Source organism: Streptomyces sp. NPDC001292, assembly GCF_042896465.1.
In the GTDB taxonomy this organism is placed as follows: Bacteria; Actinomycetota; Actinomycetes; order Streptomycetales; family Streptomycetaceae; genus Streptomyces.
Window position 1 is genome coordinate 16,645 of record NZ_JBIAXG010000025.1, and the last position, 24,965, is coordinate 41,609.

Annotated in this window: 25 protein-coding genes and 1 pseudogene; 19 read left to right on the forward strand and 7 right to left on the reverse strand. The window is 71.2% G+C overall.

Annotated features, from left to right (window positions below; translation table 11 throughout):
• Positions 1–182: 182 nt before the first annotated feature.
• Complete coding sequence (locus ACFY4A_RS24480) at positions 183–527, reverse strand: MerR family transcriptional regulator (RefSeq protein WP_390831487.1); 345 nt, start codon at positions 525–527, stop codon at positions 183–185.
• Between the two features lie 1,252 nt (positions 528–1,779).
• On the opposite strand from ACFY4A_RS24480, the gene ACFY4A_RS24485 reads away from it, so the two are divergent.
• On the forward strand, positions 1,780–2,004 hold the full coding sequence (locus tag ACFY4A_RS24485; protein ID WP_390831575.1) for an STAS domain-containing protein: 225 nt from the start codon (positions 1,780–1,782) through the stop codon (positions 2,002–2,004).
• Positions 2,005–2,111: 107 nt separating this feature from the next.
• Here the strand turns inward: ACFY4A_RS24485 and ACFY4A_RS24490 are convergent, their stop codons facing one another.
• Positions 2,112–2,600: a GNAT family N-acetyltransferase gene (locus ACFY4A_RS24490; protein ID WP_390831488.1), complete on the reverse strand. Its 489-nt coding sequence runs from the start codon at positions 2,598–2,600 to the stop codon at positions 2,112–2,114.
• A gap of 191 nt (positions 2,601–2,791) precedes the next feature.
• Between ACFY4A_RS24490 and ACFY4A_RS24495 the strand changes: the two genes are divergently transcribed.
• Positions 2,792–3,034 (forward strand): hypothetical protein, encoded by a 243-nt coding sequence (locus ACFY4A_RS24495; RefSeq protein WP_390831489.1) that lies wholly within the window; start codon positions 2,792–2,794, stop codon positions 3,032–3,034.
• 715 nt (positions 3,035–3,749) lie between these two features.
• A complete protein-coding gene (locus ACFY4A_RS24500) occupies positions 3,750–6,176 on the forward strand; it encodes a DUF5994 family protein (protein ID WP_390831490.1) in 2,427 nt (808 codons plus the stop codon).
• Between the two features lie 32 nt (positions 6,177–6,208).
• On the opposite strand, the gene ACFY4A_RS24505 is transcribed toward ACFY4A_RS24500, so the two are convergent.
• Positions 6,209–6,889 (reverse strand): hypothetical protein, encoded by a 681-nt coding sequence (locus ACFY4A_RS24505; RefSeq protein ID WP_390831491.1) that lies wholly within the window; start codon positions 6,887–6,889, stop codon positions 6,209–6,211.
• A 340-nt stretch (positions 6,890–7,229) separates the two neighbouring features.
• Here ACFY4A_RS24505 and ACFY4A_RS24510 point away from each other — a divergent pair, with 340 nt between their 5' ends.
• The 10 genes from ACFY4A_RS24510 (at position 7,230) to ACFY4A_RS24555 (ending at position 13,853) form a co-directional block, all read left to right on the forward strand.
• Complete coding sequence (locus ACFY4A_RS24510; RefSeq protein ID WP_390831492.1) at positions 7,230–7,490, forward strand: hypothetical protein; 261 nt, start codon at positions 7,230–7,232, stop codon at positions 7,488–7,490.
• Between the two features lie 74 nt (positions 7,491–7,564).
• Positions 7,565–7,858 (forward strand): hypothetical protein, encoded by a 294-nt coding sequence (locus ACFY4A_RS24515; RefSeq protein WP_390831493.1) that lies wholly within the window; start codon positions 7,565–7,567, stop codon positions 7,856–7,858.
• Between the two features lie 219 nt (positions 7,859–8,077).
• Positions 8,078–8,512: a DUF5994 family protein gene (locus ACFY4A_RS24520; protein WP_390831494.1), complete on the forward strand. Its 435-nt coding sequence runs from the start codon at positions 8,078–8,080 to the stop codon at positions 8,510–8,512.
• A gap of 71 nt (positions 8,513–8,583) precedes the next feature.
• Positions 8,584–8,973 (forward strand): STAS domain-containing protein, encoded by a 390-nt coding sequence (locus ACFY4A_RS24525; protein WP_390831495.1) that lies wholly within the window; start codon positions 8,584–8,586, stop codon positions 8,971–8,973.
• Positions 8,974–9,090: 117 nt separating this feature from the next.
• Positions 9,091–9,543 (forward strand): DUF5994 family protein, encoded by a 453-nt coding sequence (locus tag ACFY4A_RS24530; protein WP_390831496.1) that lies wholly within the window; start codon positions 9,091–9,093, stop codon positions 9,541–9,543.
• A 229-nt stretch (positions 9,544–9,772) separates the two neighbouring features.
• A complete protein-coding gene (locus tag ACFY4A_RS24535) occupies positions 9,773–9,979 on the forward strand; it encodes a cold-shock protein (protein WP_020943091.1) in 207 nt (68 codons plus the stop codon).
• Positions 9,980–10,220: 241 nt separating this feature from the next.
• Positions 10,221–11,735, forward strand: a complete 1,515-nt coding sequence (locus ACFY4A_RS24540; RefSeq protein WP_390831497.1) for a DEAD/DEAH box helicase — start codon at positions 10,221–10,223, stop codon at positions 11,733–11,735.
• Between the two features lie 150 nt (positions 11,736–11,885).
• Entirely contained in the window at positions 11,886–12,221 is a 336-nt protein-coding gene (locus ACFY4A_RS24545) for a CBS domain-containing protein (protein WP_390831576.1), read from the forward strand.
• A gap of 77 nt (positions 12,222–12,298) precedes the next feature.
• Positions 12,299–12,595, forward strand: a complete 297-nt coding sequence (locus ACFY4A_RS24550; RefSeq protein WP_390831498.1) for an SCO5918 family protein — start codon at positions 12,299–12,301, stop codon at positions 12,593–12,595.
• 973 nt (positions 12,596–13,568) lie between these two features.
• Complete coding sequence (locus ACFY4A_RS24555; protein ID WP_390831577.1) at positions 13,569–13,853, forward strand: acyl-CoA thioesterase; 285 nt, start codon at positions 13,569–13,571, stop codon at positions 13,851–13,853.
• 43 nt (positions 13,854–13,896) lie between these two features.
• On the opposite strand, the gene ACFY4A_RS24560 is transcribed toward ACFY4A_RS24555, so the two are convergent.
• Complete coding sequence (locus ACFY4A_RS24560) at positions 13,897–14,889, reverse strand: DUF6397 family protein (RefSeq protein WP_390831499.1); 993 nt, start codon at positions 14,887–14,889, stop codon at positions 13,897–13,899.
• A 126-nt stretch (positions 14,890–15,015) separates the two neighbouring features.
• Positions 15,016–15,429, reverse strand: coding sequence for a roadblock/LC7 domain-containing protein (locus tag ACFY4A_RS24565; RefSeq protein ID WP_390831500.1), 414 nt, complete (start codon positions 15,427–15,429; stop codon positions 15,016–15,018).
• Positions 15,430–15,526: 97 nt separating this feature from the next.
• Between ACFY4A_RS24565 and ACFY4A_RS24570 the strand changes: the two genes are divergently transcribed.
• Positions 15,527–15,955: a PPOX class F420-dependent oxidoreductase gene (locus tag ACFY4A_RS24570; protein ID WP_390831501.1), complete on the forward strand. Its 429-nt coding sequence runs from the start codon at positions 15,527–15,529 to the stop codon at positions 15,953–15,955.
• A 196-nt stretch (positions 15,956–16,151) separates the two neighbouring features.
• Here the strand turns inward: ACFY4A_RS24570 and ACFY4A_RS24575 are convergent.
• A pseudogene (locus ACFY4A_RS24575) lies at positions 16,152–16,880 on the reverse strand (zinc ribbon domain-containing protein).
• A gap of 158 nt (positions 16,881–17,038) precedes the next feature.
• Here ACFY4A_RS24575 and ACFY4A_RS24580 point away from each other — a divergent pair.
• The 3 genes from ACFY4A_RS24580 to ACFY4A_RS24590 all read left to right on the forward strand — a co-directional run bounded on the left by ACFY4A_RS24580 (position 17,039) and on the right by ACFY4A_RS24590 (position 20,276).
• Complete coding sequence (locus tag ACFY4A_RS24580) at positions 17,039–17,638, forward strand: class I SAM-dependent methyltransferase (protein WP_390831502.1); 600 nt, start codon at positions 17,039–17,041, stop codon at positions 17,636–17,638.
• 134 nt (positions 17,639–17,772) lie between these two features.
• Entirely contained in the window at positions 17,773–18,657 is an 885-nt protein-coding gene (locus ACFY4A_RS24585; protein ID WP_390831503.1) for a hypothetical protein, read from the forward strand.
• 200 nt (positions 18,658–18,857) lie between these two features.
• Positions 18,858–20,276 carry a tannase/feruloyl esterase family alpha/beta hydrolase gene (locus ACFY4A_RS24590; protein WP_390831578.1) on the forward strand — a complete coding sequence of 473 codons (1,419 nt, stop codon included), beginning with the start codon at positions 18,858–18,860 and terminating at the stop codon, positions 20,274–20,276.
• A gap of 4 nt (positions 20,277–20,280) precedes the next feature.
• On the opposite strand, the gene ACFY4A_RS24595 is transcribed toward ACFY4A_RS24590, so the two are convergent.
• Positions 20,281–20,463: a hypothetical protein gene (locus ACFY4A_RS24595; RefSeq protein ID WP_141363527.1), complete on the reverse strand. Its 183-nt coding sequence runs from the start codon at positions 20,461–20,463 to the stop codon at positions 20,281–20,283.
• A 285-nt stretch (positions 20,464–20,748) separates the two neighbouring features.
• On the opposite strand from ACFY4A_RS24595, the gene ACFY4A_RS24600 reads away from it, so the two are divergent.
• Positions 20,749–23,622 (forward strand): DEAD/DEAH box helicase, encoded by a 2,874-nt coding sequence (locus ACFY4A_RS24600; RefSeq protein WP_390831579.1) that lies wholly within the window; start codon positions 20,749–20,751, stop codon positions 23,620–23,622.
• Complete coding sequence (locus ACFY4A_RS24605) at positions 23,619–24,884, forward strand: SWF or SNF family helicase (RefSeq protein WP_390831504.1); 1,266 nt, start codon at positions 23,619–23,621, stop codon at positions 24,882–24,884. Before ACFY4A_RS24600 ends, ACFY4A_RS24605 begins: the two co-directional genes overlap by 4 nt.
• The last annotated feature ends 81 nt before the right edge of the window (positions 24,885–24,965 follow it).

Below are 24,965 nucleotides of genomic sequence, written 5' to 3' on the forward strand. Positions count from 1 at the left end.
TCCTTCTTCCCCGGGTTCGCCCCCTCGTCGCCCACTACGTGCATCACGCCCGCTCACGGTTCTCTCTTCCGTGGAGTCCGGTTGACGCGTTGAGCCCGTCTGAGCTGCGGAACGGCGGTGCGGTCCCTCAGCGGCCTCGTCCGTCGGCAGTGCATCGGTCGCCTCGGGTTCGGGCGTTCTGATCAGGTTGATGTCTTCGGCTGAGGCTTGCCGCCCTCGGCGCGCAGTTGCTCGTTGATGCGCTGCGCCTCTCCGAGCTGGTCTTCGAGGATGACGATGCGGCAGGCGGCCTCTATGGCAGTGCCCTGGTCGACGAGTTCGCGGGCGCGGGCAGCGATGCGCAGCTGGTAGCGGGAGTAGCGGCGATGGCCGCCATCGGAGCGCAGCGGGGTGATCAAGCGGTGTTCACCGAGGGCGCGGAGGAAGGCGGGGGTGGTGCCGAGCATCTCGGCGGCCCGGCCCATGGTGTAGGCGGGGTAGTCGTCGTCATCGAGAGGGGTGACGGGACGGGAACTGGCAGGGGGCATAGACCTCTTCTTCCGGGGACGCGTCGGGGGGCTCGGGTGCCGTGCCGGCACCCGAGCCCCGAGCTTTCAACACCATCTACCGGCGCACTGCGCCGACCTTCTTCGTCCGCAGGTTCCGCCTGGAAGGGCGGGACTGCGGGGATCGCGGATGCGTGACCGGGGACCACCTTCCAATCCGGGGCCTGCGGTACCCGGGCGGACTGCTTCCTCGCCCGGGCGATCCTGGATGGCGTTCTGCTCCTTACTTTCGATTACTCGGTTGTACTGCTGGGTACCGCGGGTACTGCTCACGGCCCTCCTGGGGCCGTGTCCTGCTTGACCTGCATGCGCGGCAGTTCGTGTCTGCCGTGCCCTCTTCGACTTCCTGGGTACGACGGAAATAGTAACCTTGCGACGAGCCAATGTCTACTGTTGCCATGACAGTTTTTCTCCACGGAGTGTGCGTCTGCTTCTACCGCAGGTACATCAGGAAGAGTGCTCACTCGAATGGCTGTCCCCGCTTCCCGTACAGCAGTCCTCGGTGGGACCGGCCCGGTGCTCGCCCACGCTGAACGGCGTCCCAAGCCGCGTACGTCCACCGCCACAACCCCGCGCCGAGGCCCAGATCAGGACCGCTCTCCGACTGGAGATCCTGCGAGACGTGGCCGCGCACGAGCCAAGTTCAGAGTGCCCTTCGGCTGGCGCCGGGGACGGGCTCAGACATCCAGGAGGATCCGGGCCGTGATGCGTTTGCCGACCGCTTCCCGATCGACGGTGAGTTCCTGTGCGATGGCCTCACGTTCTCCAGACAGTGCCGACCTACCCGTTGCAGGTCTGCTCGCCAGGCTGCCAGCAGCAGGGGATCAGTGTCCCAAACCGTGCCCCTTACCTCCCCGCCGACCAAGCACAGCTGCATAAGGACGGGGCCGGGCACGTACTTGATTGGTGACCAGCTCGCTGATCACCAGCTGGGTCAGGCCCACGATCCGCTCAGAGACCCCAGCCGGGTGGCCGCGGGTGGGGAAAGCGGCGGCTCGATGGCGGGCTTCGGCGATGCTGGCTCCGTCATCGGCCAAGGCGATCGTCATCTCCATCGCGGTGCATTACCAGCACCACGCGCAGGCGGCTTTCCGTCCGGAAGCGCAAGGATGCCGACGTCGGTGACGGTCGTTGAGGAGAGCGTGGAAGGCATCGACGGGCCGCCAGAAGGCAACCGATTGTCGATCACGCGCGCCTGCTTCGAGGGCTTCAGCGTGGCGGGGTCTGCGGCGAAATCGACCGGGACAGTGCCCCTCAGCTTCTCGATGCCGCAGCTGCTCACGGCGCCGCCTCGTACCGGACGGTGCTGGACCTCGACGGCGTCACGATCGTGGGCTCCAGCGGCGTCAACACTCTCCTCATCACCCACCGAATCGCGCGAAGCGCCGGGGGCCGGCTACGACGTGCAGCACCCAGTGCCTCCGTCGCACGCCTCTTCCAGATCGTCGGCCTCGGGTGAGGGAGAGGCCGCCGGCGCAGGCGATCCCCTCGCCAGGGCAGAGACGACGGCACACACGGAGCGCGCCATGCAGGCGAAGCCGGTGCCCCGCCAACCGGCACACCGCGTCATTCCGAAGGAATGCGAAACTCGAATTCCGGACGGTCCCACAGGACGGCGGGCGGGTTCGCGAGGGCGGTCCCGATCCGTACTGCACCGACGCGGCGGTAGAAGCCCTCGGCGGGAACGTGCGACACGACCATGACACGGTCGAGCCCGGCGGCACGGGCCTCGGATTGCATGTGCGCGACGAGCAGTCGTCCAATACCCCGTCCTTGCGCTTCGTCGGCGACGAACAGCAGGTCGAGCTCCGGTGGAGCGAGGACGAGCGAGTAGAACCCGAGGACCCGGCCTCCATGCTCGTCGGCGCCGACGGCCACAAAGGCGCGGTGGGCCTCGATGTAATCGGGCCCGACCCGGTAGCCCGCGACTGCGGCTGCGTACTTACCCTCGTAGGCGCCTGAGCCACGCACGAGACGTGTGAGCCGTTTGGCATCCCGCGCGACGGCCCTCCGTATGGTGATCGGCTGACTGATCGGGGAAGTGCGTGAACTCATCGGGAGAGTATTTCGCACCGGGGGGTGCCTTCGTTCGGAGGGGTCGGCTGCTCGGGCACGCGTTCCTGCACCGCTCTCGGGAACCACTCGTCCAGGCCCCGCCCTGCTCCTGTCCGGTACCGTCGGCAGCGCGCTCAGACAGGGAGCCGGAGCGCTCATCAAGGCGTTGCGCGAGCGGCGCCAGTCCGTCCGTGCCCTCGCCGACTGTCCGTGCCCTCGCCGACTGCTCCCGTCCGGCCGACCTCCTGGAGGCAGAGCCCGATCTGGAAGCCCTCAGCTTCCACCCGCATCTTCTCGCCTGGGACCTGGCCCAACTCATGGCCGACAAGAGCGCGCTACCCGTGATCCTGCTGGACACCTTCGAGGACACCGGCGGCCCCACCCACCGTGACTTCGAACGCCTGCTGCAGCGCATCGTATGGCTCTACGCCTGACCGAGTGCCCTTTCATCCGGGAGTCCCCCTCCGGGGCGACCTCGCACTCCCCCGAACACCGTACGAGCACGATGGATCGACGGGGACTGACAAAGCCGGGCACGATGGCGCAACATAGTGATGAGACGCCGCGATCACGTCGGTACGGCTCATTGAGCCGCAGCACCCAGTCAGCGGCTGCAGCGCACATTCGCCCATCGCGGGCCCACCCCAGGACCTTCATACTGCTGGGCCTCCGGGACAGCCTGTCCGGGCGTGTGGGTAAGGCATGGCCGCCAATCAGGGGTGAAGGATCTCCAGGAAGCGACCGTGGGCCGACGTGACATCGGTGAGCGTGAGTGCCGTCGGCGCAGATAGGCCAGTGCGGTGGCAGGGCCTCTCCCGTGCCGATCAGGGCGGCTCGGGTCAGGCAGCGGGCCGGGAGCGTTCGGCTGGCCACCGCGATGGGCGGCGTCTTCGTCAGCCCGGCGTTCCAGTGCGAAGCCGAGTTCGGGCACGCCCTGTCTCCCGCCGTTCCCGGGCAGGAACAGCACAGCCGCCGGAGGTGTGCGTGTGGAGACGAGGCGGTCGTACGGAAGGTACGCGGCGACCGGGCAGGCGGGGAGTAGCGTGGTAGCGAGGACCACGAGGAGTCTTCATGCCCTCGGCGGTAACCGTCCCCCTCACTGCCACCGGCGGTCGGCGGCCTGCCGGCACCGAAAGGCAGGTGAGTTCCATGGCCGTCTCCGAGCCCCCTCCCCCGGCAGGACTCCTGGCGGACGGTGCGTACGAATCCCTGCGCCCCGGAACGGCACTCCTGCGGCTCACGACCACCCACGACCGTGAGGGCGTTTTCGACGGGGCGTGGTGGCCCCGCTCCAGGAACCCGGGCGCCGAGCTGCCCAGCCTGATCTCCGCGCTGACCGACCGGCTCGGACCTGTCGCCCGCGTCGGCCTGGACCGGGACGCCTGGGACGAGCTGCCGACCCGGATGACTGTCGACGGACGCGTCGTGCGCATCGACTCCTCCGTCGTGGGGGACGACACCGCCCTCGTGACCCGTGGCGACCGCGATCTCTTCTCGCTGCTCGTGATGCCGCACGACCCTGCCCGCGGCGAGGGCCGCGATGGCCGATGCGGTCCGTACCGGCAATCTCCGGCGGGCCGGGCAGATCCTGGTCGAGACCGGCAGTGGTCGGGACCGCCCCAGCGATCCGTCGGCGTAGCGGCACGCGCCGATCGCCGAGCGGATCGTCGTGACAGTCGTGCGGCCGGGTTCCCACAGGACCATCGGTTCACCGGAGTTCCGGTGAACCGGGGACCGGGCCCCCGCGGCGGAGTGTCCCGTGAGGGGGTGCGCGACGTGGTGGAGGACGTGAGGCCCGGCGGAGAGCGGGAGCGGCGGCTGTCGCCGGCGGAACCGGGGCTGTGGCATCGGGTCGTCGAGCAGCTGGGCACGGCGGTGACGGTGATCGACCCGGCCGGGCGGATCGTCGCGGTCAACCCGGCCGCCGAGCGGCTGCTGGGGCGCCCGACAGCGGCGATGTACGGGCAGGACCTGCATGACCTGTGCCATCGGGACCCGGGAGGCGCCCGGATCGCACGAGAGCGCTGCCCGTTGCTGCGGGCCCTCGCCAAGGGGCGTCCGGCGCGCGGGGACAACGACAGGTGTCTGCGGGATGACGGACGGCTGGTACCGATCGCCTGGTCGGCCACTCCCCTGACGCAGGACGGCGTCTCCCAGGGCATGGTCGTGCTCATCGTCGAGACCGCAGCGGACCGCGGTGCCCGCCGGGAACACGCGGAACGTGCGGAACGTGCGGAACGTGCGGAACGCGGGGAGCAGACGGAACGCACCGAACAGGCGGAACGAGCCGCCCGTACGAGCGCTCTGGAGGGACTCACCGAGCGGTTGACACTCGTCGCGGAGATCACCGACGTGCTCGGCCAGACCCTGGAGGTGGACGAGGCCCTCGCCCGGTTGGGCCGGCTCCTGGTTCCCCGCCTGGCCGACTGGGCGGCGGTGGACCTCCGGGTCGGCTCCCGTCAGGTGCACCGGGTGGCGGTGACCGGTCCCGAGGGCCGTGACGCCGGACAGGAGGACTGGCGCGGTCAACTTCCGCCCCCGGCCGGGGAGGCGGCCCACTCGCCCCTGGTCCAGGTGCTGAACGGAGGCGATCCCGCCCTGCAGCACCGGGCCGACATGGGCGCACCGCCCGACACCCCCCTGGCCGCCGTTCACAGCGCCTTCCTCTCAGCGACCGGTGCGGCATCCGCCATCACGGTGCCGCTGGGCGCCGGACGGCGGGTCACCGGTGCCCTGACCTTGGTGCGCACCGACCCGGCACGTCCCTTCGACACCGGCGACCTGGACGTGGTGAGCGAGATCGGCCGCCGGGTCGGTCCGGTCATCGACAACGCCCGCCGGTTCGGCCGCCAGCGTGCCGTCGCCGAGGCCATGCAGCGCAACCTCCTCCCCCCGCTGCCCCGGCACGGCCGGATCCAGCTGGCCGCCCGGTACCAGCCCGCTCCGGTCGGCTCGCAGGTCGGTGGCGACTGGTACGACGCGTTCACACTGAGGGACGGCACGCTCGCCCTGGTCATCGGCGACGTCGTGGGCCACGATCTGACCGCCGCGGCCGGCATGGCGCAGTTGCACGGCATCCTGCGCTCCCTCGCCTGGGACCGCACCGGTCCGACGGGGGCCGTCGTGGACCGCCTCGACGACGCCATGCACGCCATCACGACCGTGCCGATGGCCACCCTCGTCCTCGCCCGGGTGGAAGGCCCGGACACCGGCCCCTGGACGCTGCGCTGGACCAGTGCCGGGCACCCGCCGCCCCTGCTGCTGACCCCCGACGGGAACGCGCAGTACCTCGAAGCCGGTCAGGGACTCCTCCTCGGAGCCCGCCTGGGCGTCGGCAGTCATCGTCCGAGCGCCGCCCACGCCCTGCCGCCGGGGTCCACGCTCCTGCTCTACACCGACGGCCTGATCGAGATCCCCGGCAGCGACCTGGACACCGGGCTCGGCCGGCTGCGCCGCCATGTCCTCGCCCTCGCGCACGAACCGCTGCACACCCTGTGCGACCAGCTGTCCTCCCGGATGCCACCCGGCAGCACCGACGACATAGCCCTCCTTGCCCTGCGCCTGCCCGTGCGCTGACCTGGGCGGGCCGTGATCGATGACGGCGCTGCTCACGCCCCCGCAGACAGCACCAGCACGCGGCACGAGCCGGGCGGTCCGGCCGTGTGAGTGTCGCCTCCGGCGCTCCGCCACCCCCACGACCTCAACGTCTCAATCATCCCGGCGTCCCGGGCTTCCACCAACGTGACTCCAAGCGCGGCGCCGTGGTCGGCGAGCAGTCGCCGCTGCAGGCGCCGGGCGAGGTTCCAGGCGCGGTCCTGGTACTCCCGGCGCACGCGGGACGCGACTACGATTCCGGAGACGACGAAGAGCCGCCCAGGGGCGACGCGGCGAAGCAGGCTCCCCCGAACGTGCCCGTCGAAGCCCGCCCACCAGGGACCGGCGCCGCCCACGGGAAAGCCGTAGGCGTATCCGGTCAGGACCGTGGTCTCCGCGATCAGCAACGAGAACCCCGGTCGTCGTGCGTCGGCCGCGAGGTGTCGCAGGAAGGCGGCACGCGCCTCGTTCCACGCCCAGGGGCCACCGCCGGAGACCTCCGCGTACAGGTCGCCCAGCTCCTGCAGGCGGTCCTGGACCTGGCCGCGCGTCAGCGGACGGAGACGTTCTCCCTCGCGGGGCGAGGATCCCCACTTCCGCTTCGGTCGGCCCGACGTGCGCGTGCGCGACCTGCTCGGTGCCGACCGGGGCACGGGGAGGTTCGAGGTCGTCGGGAGGAGCATGTGCGCGCTCATGGGTCGAACCCTGCCCCGGGCGCGGACCAGGGCCGACCCGGCGTCGCCGATCGCCAAGAGCGGCACCGGTGTCGGAGCCGGTGCGCGGCATGCCCTCGGTGTCTCCACCGTACTCCCGGCCGGGCCCGCCACGGTGGCGCGGCGGCGGCCGACGACTGCGACAGCCCGTTCCGGGAGAGCACCGGTCTTCCGCGAGGGGTCGGTCGTGGCACGCACATTCCCTTGCCCGGCATACCCTTCAAAGGGGGTGGCCGTGGTGACGCGCCGCAGCCCGCACCGTCGACGGGCGTCGGGCAGCGACCTCAGTCGTGGTTGCACCCTCACCTGCCAGGAGGTCCGTATGAAGCACGAGCCCTTTCCCTCCGAAGGCCACGCCGAGGTCCGCATCGTGGCCGCGACGCCCGAGGTCGCCCGGCGCGTCGCCGAAGTGCTCCGGCGCTGCTTCGCCTCGACCGAGCAGCGCAGCTATCCCGCGGGCCGCGCAGGAGGGACCCGGCTCCACATCACCCTCGACACCGCTCAAGCGGCGGAACCCGTACAGTCCTGGCTCACGACCAGCACCTCGACAGAGCAGACACAGACACACGCCGACGAGGTGTGACCCGGATCCGAGCGGCCCGAGGATCCGCCGTCGCCTCCGTCCCCACGCGGCCGTCAAACCGGAGAACGACAGCCATGACGAAACTCCGCGAACGCAAGAACAACCGGAAGGCGGTCCTGCGATCCCTGTACGGGGCCGTCGAGCGCAACCGCCCCGAGGTCAATGGATCGGCGCTGCGCGCCGAGCTGGCCCTGCCCGACGAGGACCTCTCCGCCGCCTGCGCCTATCTGACCGACGAGGGCCTGATCAGCGTGGACTGGACATCACACCACACCCCCGCCACCGTCTCGCTGACGCACGAGGGCATCCGTCTGATGGAGGAACTGGAGGAGGAACAGGAGGAACAGGAGGAACAGGAGGACCGGTGAAGCCAGAGGAGGCACAGCCGGACGACTGACCCGCCCTCTTCTCGTCGTCCAGAGGTAACCTGACCGCACCGAGAGCTTTTCGCGCAGCGCGACCGGCGGTGCCGTTCCCGGCGAGTGACGAAACGGGCAGTCGTCCGACGGCTCCCGGGACGGGACCGCACGATGGAATCCGACGGAACACCGGCCGAAGGCCTCTCGGCCGACGCGCACACGTACCGCATGCCCACGCCTCGCCTGGCCCTCACCCCGGACGTCAGCCACGGCCCGCTGGACGGGGCCTGGTGGCCGCACTGCGATGCGCTGGAGCTCGAACTTCCCTCGCTTGTCGGCTCGTTGGAGCCGGACCCGGACACGACGGTACGGGTCACCGTGGACCCCGCCGAATGGCCCGACACCCCGCGCACCGTCATGGCGCCCGGCCGGGTGATCGCCGTGGAGCCGGCCGGCCCCGGAGACGAGACACACGTCATCTCCCTGGACTGCGGCTCCGTGGGACGCTGGGTGCTCCTGGTCGTCCCGCCGGATGAGCCAGCCGGAACAGCCGCCCGGCTGCTGGCCGCCGCGGCCGACCCCGAGAACCCACTGACCGCCGCGCGCATGCTGGCCCTCGCCGAGACCGACCGCCTCGGGGGCACGACGGGGGAGGCGGAATGAGGCACGCCGGCCCTGGGGCGCCCACGGCCGGCACTGCCATCCCGCCTTGCCCCCCATCCCTCCGCGAGCCGTTGGCCACGCAAGGTGGAGCGCCCGCACTCTTCGAGGAATGCCGCATTGTCCGCGCACACGGCGAACTGGACAGGCAGACCGTGGCGTCACTGGCCCGCGCCCTGGCCGAAGCCCGCGCGGCCCGGCCCGGACGGCTCCTCCTCATCGTGGACCTGAGCGAGGCAACCTTCACCGACTGCAGCATCCTGACGCCACTGTGCGATGCCTGGTACGACTGCCGCGCCCGGAGCGGCTGGCTGCGCATCGTCTACGGCAACCACGCGACGGACCTGGTCTTCCGCTGCACCGGTCTCCTTGACCGTTTCCCCGCGTACGCCAGCGCGCAGGACGCCTGGGAGGGACGAACGGCCGACCCCGGCGCAGCGGATCCGCCCCGACGACCCGCGTGACCGCACCAGCGAGCCGAGCCGACGCGTTCCCTGCCGCCGAGGAACTCCCTGCCGCCGAGGAACACCGTCCCGGCAGAGGACGACGTACCGCGCCGAACCACTCGACAGGACGCCTTCATGACGAGCGACCGCCTACGGCCTCCACCACCGGCCCCGCCCCTCCTCCGCCTGTACCTGGCGCCCGAGAGCGCCCTGCCGCGCCGTATCGACGGGGCGTGGTGGCCGCGCACCTCCGATCTCCCGGCAGAACTCCCGCAGTTCCTCTCCGGCCTGCCCCGGGGCTGGGGCCGAATCCTCAGTGTCCGGGTGAACGGCACGGTGTGGACCGGAGCACCGGCCCGCATGCTCGTCCGCGACCAGGTCGTCCGGGTGCGGCGTTCGGAAGGCGGCCACCGCCGTTATTCCCGCTGCCAGTTGCGCATCGCCGCCCGCGCCCGTGAGCTTGTTGACCAGGGCACCCTCGTCGAGCCCGCGTGCCGCATCGTCTCCCTTGAGGACCGGCTCGACGACGCCCGGCGTCTGAACCGGGAAATACGCCGGAAGCTGGACGAGCACGGCGCAGATACCTAGTCCCGCCACTACAGAAATACACCCGACGCGGGAGGATAATTACCGGACGCTCCCGAAAACGTATGACCGTCTCCATCCGGCCTGTGTTAACGTGAGAGTAGTTGCAGTTTTGGTTGCCAGAGATTTTTTCTTTGCAGAGCTTTCCGGATCTTTCCGGAGGGGTGATCATCGCGGCGACTCGGCTCCGCAAAGTGCGGAGTCCGGCACTGCCCCCCAAGGGAGATTCAATATGGCATCTGGCACCGTGAAGTGGTTCAACGCGGAAAAGGGCTTCGGCTTCATCGAGCAGGAGGGCGGCGGCGCTGACGTGTTCGCCCACTACTCGAACATCATCAGCAACGGAGGCTTCCGCGAGCTTCAGGAAGGCCAGAAGGTTAGCTTCGACGTCACGCAGGGCCAGAAGGGCCCGCAGGCGGAGAACATCGTTCCCGCCTGACGCAGACGCGAATCGTCGCGAGCCAGTGGTTCGCGCATCATGTGGCTGGGGCCCGTGCTCTTGGGGCACGGGCCCCAGCTCATTGATTTTCCCGTTTTCCGGATTTTCCGGACCGCCGGCCGTCCCCGCTCCAGCGCCACGAGGCCCGGCTCTTTTTCTTCGGCTCATTCTTGCGAATCCTCGTGCGGTCATCACCGCTGGACGGAATTCCTCGATACGCCGCATCGAGGAAGGTTCTTCCATGAACCGCACCCCCCGTCACACCGGCACCGCTTCCGGCAGCCGCTTCCGTACGCAGGGGACGGGCCGCCAGGGTCCCCGTCCGGGTACCGGACGAAAGACTGGCCAGGGCGCACGCTCCGCCCCGCGCCGACAGGAGTTCGCCCTGCCGGTCACCCTCACCGAGCCGCTGCCGGCGGTCGAAACGTTCACCGAACTAGACATGCCCGCAAGGCTGTTGGCCGCGCTCGGCACCGAGGGCGTGACCGTGCCCTTCCCGATCCAGGCGGCCACACTGCCGAACGCACTGACCGGCCGGCACGTCCTGGGCCGGGGTCGCACGGGCTCGGGCAAGACACTCGCCTTCGGCCTACCGGTACTGGCCCGTCTGGACGGACAGCGGGCCCAGCCCCGGCAGCCGCTCGCCCTCGTCCTCGTCCCCACCCGGGAACTGGCCCAGCAGGTCACCGACGCGCTCACCCCCTACGCCCGCTCCCTACGGCTGCGGCTCGCCACCGTGGTGGGCGGCACGTCGATAGGCCGCCAGGCGAGTGCGCTGCGCGACGGCGCCGAGGTCGTCGTGGCGACACCCGGCCGCCTCAAGGACCTCATCGAGCGGCGGGCCTGCCGACTGGACCGGGTCGCCGTCACCGTACTGGACGAAGCCGACCAGATGGCCGACATGGGTTTCATGCCGCAGGTGACCGCGCTGCTCGACCAAGTTCCCGCGAGCGGCCAGCGGTTGCTGTTCTCGGCCACGCTGGACCGCAACATCGACCTCCTGGTACGCCGCTACCTCCACGACCCCGTGGTGCACTCGGTCGACCCGTCCGCGGGAGCCGTCACCACCATGGAGCACCACCTGCTGCACGTGCGCGACGCCGACAAGGACACCGCCGCGACCGAGATCGCCGCCCGCGACGGACGCGTGCTCATGTTCCTGGACACCAAGCACGCGGTGGACCGGCTCACTAAGCACCTGCTGTCCGTCGGAGTACGAGCCTCGGCCCTGCACGGCGGCAAGTCCCAGTCACAGCGCAACCGGACGCTTGCCCAGTTCAAGAACGGCCACGTCACCGCCCTGGTGGCCACCAACGTCGCCGCCCGCGGAATCCACGTCACGGGCCTCGACCTCGTCGTGAACGTCGACCCTCCCGGCGACCACAAGGACTACCTCCACCGCGGCGGCCGTACCGCACGCGCCGGCGAGTCCGGCACCGTCGTCACCCTCGTGCTGCCGCACCAGCGGCGAGCAGTGGACCGTCTGATGGGCGACGCCGGAATCGCTCCGCGCACCGCCCGGATCCGCCCGGGCGAGGCCGAGCTTCAGCGCATCACCGGCGCCCGGGCCCCCTCCGGCGTTGCCGTCGTCCTCGCCGCACCGGTCGAAGGACGATCCGAGGGCAAGGGATCCGTCCGCTGGCATCACAGGAGCCGGGCCGCCGGCCGTGGGAGGAGCGGCCAGGGGGCCGGCCGTGGCGGAAGCGGCCGGGCTGCCGCCCGGGGCCGTCGGCCTGCACCGAGGAACAACCCATAGCTCAAGCCCGGGGAAGCGCTCCCTGCGGTCGGGACGAGCCGTCGCCCTCCTGCCCGCCCCGACGATGAGGAGAAGCCCTTGACGACGTTTCCGCCCCGAACACAGCAGCTCGACAGCGCCGACGGCACCGGTCTGACCGCCCGTGACGCCATGCATGCTCCCGGGCCGCAGGTCGACGACCACATGGCGGTCGACGTGGCCCTGTCCGTGCTCATCAGTGCGCGTGTCCCGCATCTGCTCCTCCGGGACGAGGACGGCCGGTGCGCGGGACTGGTCACCCGGGCCCAGCTCGCCGCACACCGCGGCGGCTCGTGGTACAGCGACCGGACGCGGCTGCGGGACATCCCACTCGACCGCGGACCGTTCACCTCGTCCACATCGATACTCGGTGAGGCGGAGGCCGCCATGCGGGTCCGGACGCTGGACGTGTCCCCCGTGATCGACGAACACGGCTACGCCCTGGGCGTGCTCGCTCTCACGCCCTGACCGTCGTACCGATCCCGCCCGACCGCCGTCACCCGGTCACCGTCCCCGGCATTCTCCCCCACTTCGTGGAGGCAGCCATGCGCTGTGTCATCGCCCGGTACCCCTTCGACCTAACCAAGATCGAGGTCGAACAGTCCATGACCGGCGTCCCGCCCGAACCCGTCACCGGCGTGTCTGTCACCATCGACCGCCGCGTCTACCCCGTGGTGCAGGTCGGGGAAGTGATCACCAGGCAGAACCGCCGTGACTTCACGGTGGCCGAGATGCGCCGGGCGCTGACCCGACTCGGCTTCACCTGCCACGACGCGCGCCCGGTCGCGCCAAGCTGGGATGCGCGGCGGACGACGACGCGCTCGGCTGGTGAACGATTCTGAAATCGACGGCAGGTGAATTGTCGTCCGCGGGTTGGAACACCGAAAGATGTGGCACCCGGCTGGTGGCGGGCCGGACGCGCGAGCCACGTCCCGTAGGGGCCAACGGTTCGGCAATGAGCCACGAGGCCGGTACGACCCGCCGGCCCGGTTGTCGTCGCGGGGCTGCCCGGCGACAACCGGTGCGGCCGGCCCGAGCCGTTACCCGGAAGTGCTGCACATGTGCGACCGCAACCGCGCATGGACGCACGGCGCCGAACCGCCGACAACTACTCGGCGGGGCCGCGCACACCCTGCATCACGCCCACTGATGTCGCCGTGCCCTCCGCGTGTTGCGTGCCTGCGCTGCTTCAGTGGCCGGCCACAGGACATGACGTCATGTCACAGGCGAACCGGACCAATCGCGATCACGCAAAGACCTCGAGCACGGCGAGCCGGAGCACAGCAAGAGCGCGTCGAACACCACGCATCAGGCCCACCCCCGAACGCAGAAACCCCCGCCGGAGCCGACCGACGGGGGTTCCTCACCTCTCACCTGCTATCACAAGCGTCTCACCAACAGCGTCGACCTGGACCACAAGGACCTGAGCTGCGGAAACGGGCCCGAGCTAGACCTCTTGGACCGCACAAGACGCTTCTTACAACCTGTGCCATGTGGTACCGGCACGCGCCGGAGGCGCATCTCATTGAGCGCCGTCCTTCCTGCCGCACCACAGGGCCCCAAGCACGCGAAGGTGTCTCGCCGTCCCCCATCGGTTGTGGCCTGGCCCGGAGTTCTCGCCCTCACTGGCGGATGAGAGAAGCCAAGATCCGGACCATTGACGGGCCAACGAAGCCGCATCAGGAGTAACTTGCGTCATCGACACAGGTCAGAGCCGCGCAAGTGCCGTACCACCAGCAGACGAAGAACCTGCTGGCGCCCCTCCGCGCAGGAAACCTGCGGTATTCGCTCAGCATGCCTACAGCAACTTGTCAGATGGGCTGGCTACCACCCATCGCACGATTGTGCGCATGGTGTGCTGAGCATGAGTCCAAGCGCTCTCTACACCAGAAACATGCAGGTCGCCGAGCACTCGCGGCTTCCATCTCCGCCCACGCCATGTGGTTCCACCGGCCGTTCGGTGCGGACGAGTGGTTCCTGTACGACCAGGAGTCGCCGATCGCGACGGGCGGCCGTGGTCTGGCCCGCGGGCGCATCTACGACCTTCAGGGGCGCCTGCTCGTGTCGGTCGTCCAGGAAGGTCTGTTCCGCGCGGTGTAGGCGGACACGCTCCGTCGGGCGGTCCGGGGCCGGCGGGCGCGGCTCAGACGGCTCTGCAAAAGAGCCTGCCCAGCAGGCCGCGTGACCGCCGGGAGATCTCGGACGGCTGAGACCGTTCACGGTGCTTGGACGCGGGCGGACGCTGGCGCCGTGCCGAGTGCGGGTGTGAGTCCCCGCGCCGGTGTGAGTCCCGGTGCGGGTGTGGGTCAGGGTGCCGCGAGGCCGGGCGGGGCGCGGGCCGGTGGGTTCGTGCTTCCCGCACCGCCCGTGCCAGGTCGGCGCGGAGCCGGTCGATCTCGTCGAGGTCCTGCGCCGTCGTGATCCGCTCGGTGAGGTGGGCGGCCGGCGAGCCGGGTGCGCCATGGACGGGTGGCAGCGGCCGGAAGCGGCTCAGATGGGAGCGCTCGTAGGGGTCCGTGACGATCTCGGAGATCTGGACCGGGTCGAGCAGCGAGGCCACGACGCCCGCGCGCTCCCACGGGTCCCCGGCCTGACGCAGCAGGAAGCCCAGGTGCCGTCCGCGCCAGTTGCGGGGGCGCAGGTCCAAGCCGGTGTCCAGCTGGCCCCGCAGTGCCTCCGGCAGGGGCCGGCTCAGTAGCGGGGCGTGCTTCGCGTCGGCGGCGAACTCCACCAGTTCGTCGGCCAGGTACCGCCAGACCACGGCCCGGTAGCGGTTGAGGTGGAACGTGACCGGAACCAGGAGGCCCAGTCTCGCCAGGCGGGTGAACCGGGCGGCGGTCACCTCCATGATCGCCGAGCCCTCCCTGGTCCCCACGGTCGCCACCCGCTTCCGCAGCGCCTCCGGGAAGTCCTTCTGCCCGCACAGTCGTTCGACCTCGGCGCGGTCGACATGCCGGCCGCCTCCTGTCTCAGCGGGACGGGTGCGGATGTGGCCGAGGTGCACGGCCAGGTCGAACTCGCTTCGTTTGAGCTTCAGTTCACGGGCCGCCCGGCTCTGCGAGAAGGGCGCTCGGCCCGTGGTGGCGGCCCTCCGGGCGGTTGACGTGACCTCATGTGTGACGGTGTTGCCGGACATACTCGTCTCCCCCGTGGAGTGTCGGGATCGCGCCGTTCGCGCTCACCTGCGAAAAACGTTAGCCGGTGGCGGGAATCGGCGGCACGAGCCTGTGGATAACTCCGCAAGAGGTGACGAAGGGGCAGGTCAGAGGTCTGTCGACGACGTCCCTTCAGGCCGGCGGGCGTCCACGTCGAGGTGCTCGCCGACCCGGTTGACGAGCAGGGTCATCTCGTAGGCGATCTGACCGATGTCGGCCTCCGCTCCGCTGAGAACGCACAGGCAGCTGCCCGCGCCGGCGGCCGTGACGAACAGCACCGCGTCGTCGAACTCGACCATCGTCTGGCGCACCCTGCCCGCGCCGAAGTGGCGTCCCGAGCCCTTGGCCAGGCTGTGCAGGCCGGACGAGACGGCCGCGAGATGTTCCGCGTCCTCGCGTCGCAGTCCCGTGCTCGTCCCCGTCACCAGCCCGTCGGTGGACAGGACCAAGGCGTGGCGTACGTGTTCCACGCGTTGGGTCAGATCGTCGAGCAGCCAGCTCAGTGTCTGGTTCTGCGCCATGATGCTGTCTCCCCGTGTGATCTCTACCCCCCTTGTTCCGGAGGATCTGCCGCCAGCCTTCCCCACCGCCGCTGTCCCGGCAAGGAGGATGGACGTCATGGCACAGAAGATGACCGACGAGGAATGGCGGACGTTCGTCTCGTACGGCACCCGCACCGGCAAGCTGTCGACCGTACGGGCCGATGGGAGCCCCCACGTCGCGCCGATCTGGTTCCTGCTCGACGGCGACGACGTGGTGTTCAACACCGGGAAGGAGACCGTGAAGGGGCGCAACCTGGCTCGAGACGACCGGGTCGCCCTGTGTGTGGACGACGAACGGCCGCCGTTCACGTTCGTGGTGCTGCAGGGCCGCGCCCGGCTGTCGGAGGACCTCGACGAACTCCGGCAGTGGGCCACCCGCATCGGCGGCCGTTACATGGGCGAGAAGCGCGCTGAGGAGTTCGGGGCCCGCAACGGCGTGCCGGGCGAGCTCCTGGTCAGGGTCAGGGTCGACAAGGTGGTGGCGGTGAAGGATCTCGCGGACTGACGCACCACCGGCGGGCTCCCGCCCGTCGGGCCGCACCCGGCCGGTTCCGTTCAGCCCGTGGAGTCGAGGAGCCGGGTGGTGCGATCCGGCGGTCCGCCCACCCGGCGCACTCCACGAGCCGGACGAGCATCTGCTTCCCGGGTACCCGTCCGCCCCGGTGATGAGGGATCATGCGGAACTTGACTTCCTCCCCCGCCTAAAGGCGGGGGATTCCAGCGGTCGCCCGCTGGGTTTCCTGCTTCACCGACGACCGCCCCGTCCGGGAGGACTCCCGTTGAGGTCTTACACCGTCTCCACAGGCAGACGCCGCCAGCCCGGCGGCCAGGAGGTTGCGTGCCGCGTTCACGTCGCGATCATGGGTGGCACCGCACTCGCACGTCCACTCACGGACGTTCAGCGGCAGTTTCTCGCGGACCATGCCGCAGGCCCCGCACAGCTTGCTGGACGGGAACCAGCGGTCGATCACGACGAGTTCGCGCCCGTACCAGGCGCACTTGTACTCCAGCATCATGCGGAGGTCCGCCCAGGCCGCATCCGAGATGGCGCGCGCGAGCCACTTGAAGGCGCTGCGCGTGTACTCGGCCGATGCCCGGGACTTCTTCCGACTCTTGTAGCGCGGGTACTTGGCCCGCTTGGCAAAGAAGTTGGCGAACGCCGTCTGAAGGTGACGCAGCGCCTACTGGAGCGGAACGGAGGACACCTCGGCCAGGAAGTCGAGTCCCTCGGTTTTCTTCCACTGCGTCAGCGCGGCGGACGACTGCACATAGGAGATACGGCGCTGCTCGCGGTACCAGGCGCGGGTGCGCTCCTGAAGCGCCTTGTTGTAGACGAGGCGGACACAACCGAACGTGGGGGACAGCTCCGCTGCCTGCTCATCCGCGGGGTGGAAGCGGTACTTGAACGCCCGCCTGACCAGCCGCGCCATGCCTCACATTCTATCAGCTCTCATGTGAGCTACAGGCGTCGGCCGGTGGCCGGTAGACACCGAAGCGCCCTGGCGGCGATTGGGCTTTCCCTGCCCTGCGCCGCAGGAGTCCGTTTCCTCCCCGGCCTGAAGTCCGGGTTATTTACGGAGGAATCCCGATGAGCGACGACCACACACACGTCCAGGAGTTCTTCACCGCCCGCGCCGCCGACTGGGACAGCCGGTTCCCGGACGACGGTCCCGCCTATGCGGCCGCGGTCGCCGAGTTCGGGCTGCGCGAGGGCGACCGCGTCCTCGACGCGGGCTGCGGCACCGGGCGCGCCCTGCCGCCGCTGCGCGCGGCCGTGGGCGCGTCGGGCATCGTCGTGGGCGCCGATCTCACGTGGGCCATGCTGGAAGCCGCCGTACGGGCCGGGCGGGACCAGGAGGGGCTGCTCCTGCTCGCCGATGTCGGCGCGCTGCCACTCGTGTCGGGGTCGTTCGACGCCGTGTTCGCCGCGGGCCTCATCGCGCACCTGCCTCATCCCGCCGAGAACCTGCGCGAGTTGCGGCGCGTCGTACGTCCCGGTGGCACCCTGGCGCTCTTCCATCCGATCGGCCGTGCGGCGCTCGCCGCCCGCCAGGGCCGGCGGATCACGCCGGACGACCTGCGCGCGGAACCCAACCTCCGGCCGCTGCTCTCCGGTTCGGGATGGCGCATGACGTCCTACGTCGACGAGGACGCCCGCTTCCTGGCGCTGGCCGTACGCGAGGACTGACCGCCGTCCGACCTCACGGGCCCCGCGGCCTCCGGGTGGAGAACCGCAGGTCCGGGTGTGCACGGCAGTCGTGACAACGGCCTTCCACTCGCACTAGGGTGCGCGCCGTTGGACGAACCGATGGGGAGGCTGGGATGGCCGGGACTGACGAGGAGGTCGCCGCCGCGGACGACGCTCTCTATGTGCTCACGGCGGTGCTGCTGACGCCCGCACAGTTCCCGAGCGTTCTGGGCGACGACTACCCGGAGGCCTGCGCGGCGCTCGGCCTCGCACCGCTCGCCGACGGGTACGGCCTGGTGCTCGGTCAGGACGGCGACGGGGCACGGTGGACGGTCGTCGTCGACGACGTGTCGCTGGTCGCCGTGGCCATCGCGTCCTGGGACTGCGGCATGGAGTACGACCTGTCGCCCGACGAGCGCAGCGTCGTCGCCGCCCTGCCGGGCTGGCCCCTGGCCCTCGCCGTGGCGGCTCCGGGCGTGCCCGCGCCGCACGACCCGGCCCCGGACTGCTCGGGCGGGCCCGCGCTGTCCCCGCCCGACACCAGCATCTGGGGACCGGCCCAGCGCCGTCTGGGCGCCGACGAGATCGCGTTGCAGTGGGCGGTGTGGCGAGAACAGATCGACGACGCGGACTTCCTCACTCCGGCAGACAGGGCGGGGGCCCAGGCCGGGAACGATGACGATCCGTCGAGCACGTCGACCGAGGGAAGCGGCGAGCCGCCGGACGGGACGGGTGGCGCGGCTTCCCCGAACCACAGCGGCATCCGCCGCGTCCTGGCGGAGGCACGCGCGTACGTGGACGCGCCGCCGCCGCTGGGCCGGGTCCGGTCGTCCTTCGCGCCCGGCGACGCGCGCACCCTGCGGGCCGACGGTCCCGGCTGGTCGATGGTGGCCCGCACCGACGACATCGCCTTCGTACTCCTCGACGACGAGCCCGGCGAAGTCCTGCCCATCGGCCGGGGACCGGAGCTGCCGGGCCTGCTGGCAGCCCTCGACAAGCTGGCGGTACGCCCCCTCTGAGCTCGTGTGCTCAGAGGCTGAGCTCGTGTGCTCAGAAGGCGCTTGCTCCCGGAGCATGTCTTGCCTCCCCATGACGAGCCCCCGCTCAATGTGGTGCCGACCCATGGATGACGGGGTGACCGGTCCGCACGATGGGGCAGCCCTGGGCGCTTCATCCGCCCGTGCTGTACCCGCCGTCCGTCGTGCCGCTGGAGGCCGTCATGCGTCTGTCCCGAGGAATTCCGCTCGTCGCCGCCGCTCTGATGGCGGCGGCCGTTACGTCGCCCGCTCCCGGCGCGGCCGCCTCCGACACCAACACCGGCACCGGCACTGGCACTGGCACCGGCGGGCACTGTGCGCACCAGGAGCGCGTGCGGGTACCGGGCGCGGCCTTCCAGCAGACCGCCTGTCTGCCCGATCTGACCACCACCGGGCTGGCCGGTACCCCGCACACCGATCCGAACGACCAGGCGGGGCTCACGGCCCGGGCGACGCGCACACCGTCCGGGGTGCCCGGTACACAGATCGACGGCTACTTCCCGGACTCCTCCCGCTTCAACACCACGCACGGCTGGAACCACGACGCCCAGTTCGTGATCAGACTGCCGGACCGCTGGAACGGCGGCCTCGTGGTCACCGGGGCCCCCGGCACCCGCAAGCAGTACGCGACGGACAAGGCGATCTCGGACCGGGTCCTGGCCCAGGGCTTCGCCTACGCCGCGACCGACAAGGGGAACAGCGGAGTCGACTTCTACCGCGACGGCAGCCGGCCCGGCGACGCGGTCGCCGAGTGGAACGCACGCACCACCCAGCTCACGCGGGCGGCCAGGCGCGCGGTCGCCCAGCGCTACGGCCACGCGCCACGCCGTACTTACATGACCGGCATCTCCAACGGCGGCTACCTCACGCGCTGGCAGCTCGAGCACCATCCGGAGCTGTACGACGGCGGCGTGGACTGGGAGGGGGCGCTGTGGACGGCCGACGGCCCGAACCTGCTCACCTCACTGCCGACGGCGGTCGCCCGGACCCTGGGCTCGGCCGGTGACGCGGACCTGTACGCGGTGGGCTTCGCACGGGGCTCGGAGTTCCTGTGGCCGTACCACGAGCAGGCGTACTGGGGCGTGACGCAGAAGACCTACCGAGCCGCGTTCGACCCGGCCTACGACCCTGCCTGCCCCGGGCCGTCCGCCGGGACCACGCCGGAGCAGATCCTGGCGCCGTGCGCCTCGGACGCGGTGTACGACTACGCCGCCCGTCCCGCCTCCGTGCACCGCGCCGTGGCCCGCGTGGCCCTGACCGGGCGGATCGGCAAACCCATGATCACGCTGCACGGCGATCTGGACGCGCTGCTGCCCCGTGCGGCGGACTCGGACGTGTACACGCGCATGGTCGACGCGAGCGGACGGGGCCGGCTGCACCGCTACTACACCATCCAGGGCGGCACGCACGTCGACGGGCTGTACGACGCCCATCCCGACCGGCTGCGGCCGATCCTGCCCTGCTACCGGTCGGCGTTCGACACGCTGGTGGCCTGGGTGGAGCACGGAGTCCGGCCGCCCGCGGACCGGACCGTCGGCAGGCCCGCGAGCGGCGATGTGGTCGACTCCTGCGCCCTGGGCGGGAACACGCGAGGGCGGTAGCGCTTCAGCGGCCGAGCTCCTTGCGGGTGACGCGGCGCAGCCGGCGTCGCTGCGAGGGGTCCAGGGCGAGGTACGCGGCGGCCGGGACTCCGAGCACTATCAGGACGGCGGCCCACCAGGGCAGCCAGATCAGCAGGATGAGTCCGACCGCCACTCCTCCTGCGGCGATCTTCGCGTTCTTCGACATCTGTCGCCTCCTTCGCGGCCACTGCCGCTCTCTGTCGTGAGAACGGGCCCGCGCTCCCGGCGGTTCCGGACCGCGACCCCGAGACGTCCCTGAGGCGCACCCCTACTGGTCGCGCCGGGCTGACTCTCCTCGGCCTCGCGCGACACCCCGGTCCACTACGCCCTTGAACCCCGCGTCCGTGCGGTGGCCCACGCCACCGCACGGATCGTTCCCGGTGGGCCGCCGATGTGCTGTACCCTCGGCGACCCAACTCCAACTAGTCAAATTTGAGGAATCGGCTTGGCTGTGCAGAGAACTCCCGCGGCATCACCGACCGAGATCTCCGAACTGGCCCACTGCTGTGCAGTGTTCGTGCCCGCTGACCCCGCCCGCGCCGGCCGGGTCGCCTTCTGGCTCCCCGACGGCCGTACTCCCCCGGCCGCGGTCCCAGCACCCGTCAGGGAGATGACGGTCGTACTTCCCGAAGGCGGTGACGTTGAGGCGGTGACCGTGCCGGCCGTCCTGCTTCCCGTGCGTGCGGCCCTGCCGGTCCTCACGCACGCGCGTGTCACCGGGCACGGACACCGCGCCACCGTGTTCTGGGGCGCGGCATCCGTCCTGGGCCTGCACCTCGTGGCACGAGGTCTGCTGCTGCCCTGCCTGTCCGCCGGGGACCACGACGCCTGGCGCGCGGCCCCGCTGCGCGGCTTGGACGCCGAGCACGTCCGAGCGCTGGCCGCCTCGATGCCGCCGGAGGCCCACGCCGTCCCCCTCGACGGCACCGAGCGGCTGCGCCTGCCCGACCCCGAGCGGCTACTGCGGGGCTTCCTGGACGCGATGGCCGACACACTGCCCCGCTCTCCCGCCGCGCCCCTCCTCACGGGCGGTCCTGCCTACGCCGCCAGGGAACCACGGCACGTTCCGGAGCTTCGGGCGTGGACCGCCGACGTCGCCGCGGGCCACGACGCGGGCGCGAGGATCTCGCTGCGCGTCGAGGTGCCCGGGCTCGAGTCAGCCGGGCGGCACGGCGCCGAGCCACGGTTCCGCGCGGTGCTTCAGGTGCACGGCGTCAGCGATCCCGAGCAGGTCGCCGACGCAGCCGAGGTGTGGGCCGGATCGGGCGGCACGGGCGGGTCGTTCGGCCCCGGGGTGCGGACGGACGTCCTGCTCACCCTGCGCCGCGCGGCCCGTTCGTGGCCGGCGCTGACGCCGTTGCTGTCGGCCTCCGTGCCGGACGCCGTCGAACTCGCCGCCGAGGAGGTCGCCGAACTCCTCGGCGAGGGCGCCCGGACCCTGGCCGCGGCCGGGGTTGACGTGCACTGGCCCGCCCAGCCATCCCGCGGACTGGTCTCCGGTGTCACGGTCGGACCGGCGGACGAGGACGGCGGCTCCGGCAGCACCGGCGGCACACTGCCGGATCCCCGAACAGCCCTGTCCGCCGACGCCCTGCTCGCCTTCGACTGGTGGTTCGCACTGGATGGCCAACGGCTCACACGAGAGGAGCTGGACCGCCTGGCGGAGGCCAACCGGCCCCTCGTACGGCTGCGCGACCAGTGGGTCCTCGTCGACCCCGCAGAGCTGCGCCGCGCTCGGGACCGGCAGGACCGGAAGATCAGCCCGGTGGAAGCGCTGGGCGCCGCCCTGACCGGCTCGGTGGAGGTCGACGGTCGCCAGGTCGAGGTCCAGACCACGGGATGGCTGACGACCCTGCGGGACCGGCTGGCGGGCCCGGAGGCCCGGGAACCGGTCGGGCAGCCGGCCCCGCTCGCCGCCCGCCTGCGCGACTACCAACTGCGCGGGCTCGACTGGCTGGTCCGGATGACGTCCCTGGGACTGGGCTGCTGTCTGGCCGACGACATGGGGCTCGGCAAGACGGTCACGCTGATCGCGCTGCATCTGCACCGCCAGAGCGACCCGGAGTCCGCCGGACCGACCCTCGTGGTGTGCCCGGCATCGCTGATGGGCAACTGGCAGCGGGAGATCGAGAGGTTCGCGCCCGGCACGCCCGTGCGGCGCTTCCACGGCTCCGGACGTGATCTGGAGGCCCTGGGCGACGGCGAGTTCGTCCTCACCACGTACGGCACCATGCGCCTGGACGCGCCGCGTCTGGCCGGGGTGGCGTGGGGCATGGTCGTGGCGGACGAGGCCCAGCACGTGAAGAACCCCTACTCGGCGACGGCTCGGCGGCTGCGCTCCATCGGCGCACGCGCGCGCGTGGCGCTCACCGGCACGCCAGTGGAAAACAACCTGTCCGAACTGTGGGCGATCCTCGACTGGGCGACGCCCGGACTGCTGGGCCGGCTCGGCACCTTCCGTACCCGCTACGCGGCGGCCATCGAGGGCGGCCGGGACCCGGCCGCCGCCGAGCGGCTCGCCCGGCTCGTCGGCCCGTTCCTGCTGCGGCGCCGCAAGTCCGACCCGGGGATCGTGCCCGAGCTGCCGCCGAAGACCGAGACCGACCGCGCGGTGTCGCTCACCGTGGAACAGACGTGCCTGTACGAGGCGCTGGTGCGCGAGACGCTCGCGGCGATCTCCGACGCCGACGACATGGCGCGCCGCGGGCTGATCGTGAAGCTGCTGACCGGTCTGAAGCAGATCTGCAACCATCCGGCCCAGTTCCTCAAGGAGGACCGGCCGAGGATCGCCGGCCGGTCCGGGAAACTGGAGCTGCTGGACGAACTGCTCGGCACCATCCTCTCCGAGGGGGCGAGCGTCCTGGTGTTCACCCAGTACGTGCGGATGGCGCGCCTCATCGAGCGGCACCTGGCCGCACGCGGTGTGCGGTCGCAGTTCCTGCACGGCGGCACACCCATCGCCGAGCGGGAGGCCATGGTCCGACGTTTCCAGGCCGGCGAAGTACCCGTGTTCCTGCTGTCGTTGAAGGCGGCGGGCACCGGACTGAACCTCACGCACGCGGAGCACGTCGTGCACTACGACCGCTGGTGGAACCCCGCCGTCGAGGCGCAGGCCACGGACCGGGCGTACCGCATCGGGCAGAACCGGCCCGTGCAGGTGCACCGGCTCATCGCCGAGGGAACGATCGAGGACCGCATCGCCGACCTGCTGCACCGCAAGCGGGACCTGGCCGACGCGGTGCTGGGGACGGGCGAGACCGCGCTCACCGAACTGACGGACGCGGAGCTTGCCGACCTGGTGGAGCTGCGAGGAGGATCACGATGACGGGGCACCGTGCCGACCAGGAGCGCACGTTCGCCGCGCTGCCGCCCGCGCGGGGGCGGGGTTTCGCCCGCACGTGGTGGGGCCAGGCCTGGCTGAAGGCGCTCGAGGACACGGCCCTGGACGGCGAGCAGGTGAAGACCGGCCGTCGGCTCGCCCGCGCGGGCGCGGTGGGCGCGGTCTCGGTGCGCCCGGGTCGCGTCACCGCGGTGGTGCACGACCGCGATCGTACGGCGCACCGCGCGGACGTTCTGCTGGAGGAACTGCCCGACGACGACTGGGCCCGGTTCCTGGATGTCGTCGTCGAACGGTCCGGGTACCTGGCGGCGCTGCTGGACCACGACCTGCCGCCGTGTCTCGCCGAGGACGCCGCGGCCGCTGGGATCGAACTGCTGCCCGGGATCGGAGATCTGGAGCCCGAGTGCGACTGCGGCGCCTGGGACCACTGCGGGCACACCGCGGCGCTGTGCCACGTGGTGGCGCGGCTGCTGGACCAGGACCCTTTCGTACTGCTGCTGATGCGCGGCCGCGCTGAGCGCGTCCTGTCCGCCGAGCTCCAGGTCCGTGACACCGCGGACGACGACGGGCCGTCGGCGCCGGACGGCATGGACGCCGCGGAGGCGTACGCGCTGGGGTACGCGCTGCCTGCGCTGCCGCCCCTGCCGGAGCTGCCCGCGGAACCGGGCCTGCCGCCCGCCCTGGACACCGGGGCCCAGCCGGCGCCGGGGGTCGACCCCGCCGCGCTGGAGATCCTGGCCGGGCGGACGGCGGTGGCGGCGCACCAGTGGCTCGGCGAGACGCTGACGGACGGGACCGCGCTGCATTCGCCGGCCCTGGAGCCGACCGTCGCCCAGGACGCCGTACGCCTGGCTGCGGGCGCAACCGACAGCGCCGTGCTGGACCGGCTGGCCGAGGGCTCGGGCCGCAGCAGAAACGAGCTGGCACACGCCGTGCTCGCCTTTCGGCTGGGAGGCGCTGCGGGCCTGTCCGTGCTCGAGGAGGAGTGGGCTCCGGACGGCGAGACCCACGCACGCGCGCGTGCCGCTCTGGAGTCGGCCTGGGATGAGGACGAAAGGCCGTCGCTGAGGGCCGAGGGCAACCGCTGGACCGTCGACGCCGAGGACCGCCAGATCCGCCTCGGAGGGGACGGCCGTTGGTGGCCCTACCGGAAGCAGCAGGGCCACTGGGTGCCCGCCGGGTCACCCGACCAGGACCCGGCGACTGCGCTGGCGGTGACGGCCCGTGCCGAGGGCTGGGAGGAGTAGCCGAGACGGGTGATCTGCGTACCGGCGGCCCTGTCCGTTCCGCTCCCCGTACGGCAGCCAGGTCCGGCCGGCCGTGGCGGC